The following is a 2843-nucleotide window of genomic DNA, read 5'->3' on the forward strand; positions in this document are numbered from 1 at the left end:
TACAAATTCTTCTCGAGATTCACAAGCGAAGTCTTACAGACTTGATACGATTACTACCACAGTTAGCACTGCTTCAGGTTATGAGCAAGATATAAAACAAGCTCCCGCGTCAATTTCTATAATTCCAAAAGAAGAAATCCTCTCTCGTCCCATTAGGGATTTAGGAGATGCAGTGCAAGATGTTCCTGGAGTGTATGTTGAGGCAAGTAAAACAGGAGCAAATACGATTTCTATGCGTGGGTTAGATTCTAGCTATACATTGATATTAATTGATGGCAAACGCCAAAATGTTGCACAAGGATTCGATGGGCAAGGAATAAGTGCTAATACCTCATTTATGCCACCAGCAAGTATGATTGAGCGGATTGAGGTTATACGCGGTCCTGCGTCTATCATTTATGGAAGTGATGCGATGGGTGGAGTAATAAATATTATTACAAAAAAGAATATTAAAAAAACAACCGCTAGTATACAGCTAGAAACAAAGCTTCATGAAAAATATAAAGTGTTTGGTAATATTTATGGAATCAACGCTTATCTCGCAGCACCTTTAATTAAAGATAAGCTATCTATGAACTTGCGAGGGAATTATAAGTATGGAGATCAAAATAGCTTTTTAAAACCAGCTGATATTCTTGCTAATCAAACAGGCACAAGTGCTGCCAATCCATATCTTGGATGGAGTGCAACGGGATTTCATAATGCAAATCTTGGTGCTAGATTCACATATTTAGCAAATAAGTATAATTCATTTTATTTTGATGCGGAGGGTTATTTTGGTAGACTTGGTTCTTTGAATACTTCAGGCCGTTCAGTAACTGCCATAAGGGATTTTTATAAAACAAATCTAATACTTAATCATGATGCAAATTACGAATGGGGAAAGATAACAACTTATTTGCAATATACTCAAACTTCTTGGATGCCACACTCAGGAGTGCCAATTGGTGGTTCTGTTGGGACATCTTTAACTTTAAATCAAACAAGGGATAATAAAGATATTATTTTCCAATCAAACTATAATCATCTTTTTGACTTTAATAAATGGGGTGAATTAGCCTTTAATGGTGGAATATATTATATGTATGAAAAGCTCTCCAATCAATCAAGTAGCTTTGAAAGAGCTATGAATCAATTTGCACTTTTTGCAGAAGCTCAATATAATATTAATGATTATGTTGGCACAACTCTAGGGCTACGTTACAACTATAGCGATATATTTAAATCCATCCCAAACCCAAGATTTTACATTAATGTTAATCCTACACAATGGTTTACAATAAAAGCAGGTATTGCAAGTGGCGTACGTGTGCCAAATTTAAGTTATCTCTATAATGGTTGGAGCTATGCGACAGATGGCACAGGCACATTGGGAAATACAAACTTACAACCAGAAAGCAGTTGGAATTATGAATTAGGTATGATACTTGATACAGATTATATAATGGCTATTACAACAGGGTATTATACGGATTTTCGCAACCAAATTGAAACTATACCTTATACAGATAATATATGTAGTGATCTAGTAAATTGTAGAACTTATCGCAACCTCGATAAATCTTTAATGTCTGGGGTTGAGTTTAATTTTAGGATAAAGCCTATTTATGGATTTTCGCTTGATGCAAATTATGCCTTTACTTATACAGAAGTATTATCTGCTCAAGTAGGGCAAGAGCATCTTGTAGGAGAGAGCATAAATTCTATTCCACGGCATAGTTTTGTTATTACACCAAAATATAATTATAAAGATTTTGATATATATTTACGATGGAATGGGAAATTCCAAACTCCTACACCAGCAGTAACAGGCACGAGTGCAGGTAATTTAGATAGTGCGAGAGGATTATTAGGGAAATATTATAAAGATTATCAAATTGTAGATATTGCAGCAAGCTATAAATTCTTTAAGCATTATATACTTACTTTTGCAATTAATAATCTTTTGGATGTTAATTTTATCGATTTAATACCTTATGGTTCAAATGGAATCAATCCTCCATACACTAATGTTATAAATAGTTTTCAAAGAATTTTGCCAAGTAGAAATTATTGGATAACCTTTAGAATGGATTTTTAGAATCTAAGTTTTGTATATCTTTATTTATCATGCAGAATTGTTCGCAACAAGATTCTATAGAGTCTTTTTATTAGAGATATTGATGAGTAAATTTTGCAATGTTACAAGGCTTTAGAAGTTGCAAAAAATCTGTAATGAAATATGTATCTAAAAATTAGTATATTAAGATTCCATAAAAATAATATAAATCTAAAGTCTTACATAAATTTATCTTGTAATTTATATATTGAATTAATTTTTAAATGAGGATATATCAATATTTTGATTACAAAAAAGTTAAGATTTCAGATTTCAAAAACTTATTTTATCGTTGTAAGATTCAATAAGAAACCATAGCAATTTATACTTTAATTTATAGAATCTCGTTTTTCTTTTCAAAAAGTAAAGGGCTTTTATATTATTTCCTTGCAAAAAATAAGGTAAAATTTACCCACTTAAATAAAATTTCTACATGCTTAAACCCACAATTTTTTAACATAGCATTATTTTCATCAATGCTATAAGGGATAAGCACATTTTCAAGAGCTTCACGTTTTTTATAGATTTCACCTTGTGTATAGCCACGCATTTTTTTATAGTTGTAGTATCGTGCTATCATTTGAGATTCTAACTTGCTATCATGTGTAATAACTTTTTCTGCAAAGAGGAATACCCCATCTTGGCGAAGCACATTATAAATTTTTTGTATCATATTTTGTCGATGAATTGGGCGAATAAATTGCAATGTATAAAATGCTGTGATAATATCTGCTGGTAGAAATGT

At 31.6% G+C, this 2843-nt stretch carries 1 protein-coding gene and 1 pseudogene; one reads left to right on the forward strand and one right to left on the reverse strand.

All coding sequences use genetic code 11. From position 1 onward, the window contains the following. Positions 1-2080: TonB-dependent receptor domain-containing protein (locus CQA53_RS10695; RefSeq protein ID WP_342767981.1), on the forward strand; the 2080-nt coding region annotated here is incomplete at its 5' end. 397 nt (positions 2081-2477) lie between these two features. Here the strand turns inward: CQA53_RS10695 and CQA53_RS10700 are convergent. Continuing rightward, a pseudogene (locus tag CQA53_RS10700) lies at positions 2478-2843 on the reverse strand (carboxy-S-adenosyl-L-methionine synthase CmoA); the annotation flags it as partial.

Source organism: Helicobacter didelphidarum, assembly GCF_003364195.1.
Lineage (GTDB): Bacteria > Campylobacterota > Campylobacteria > Campylobacterales > Helicobacteraceae > Helicobacter_A > Helicobacter_A didelphidarum.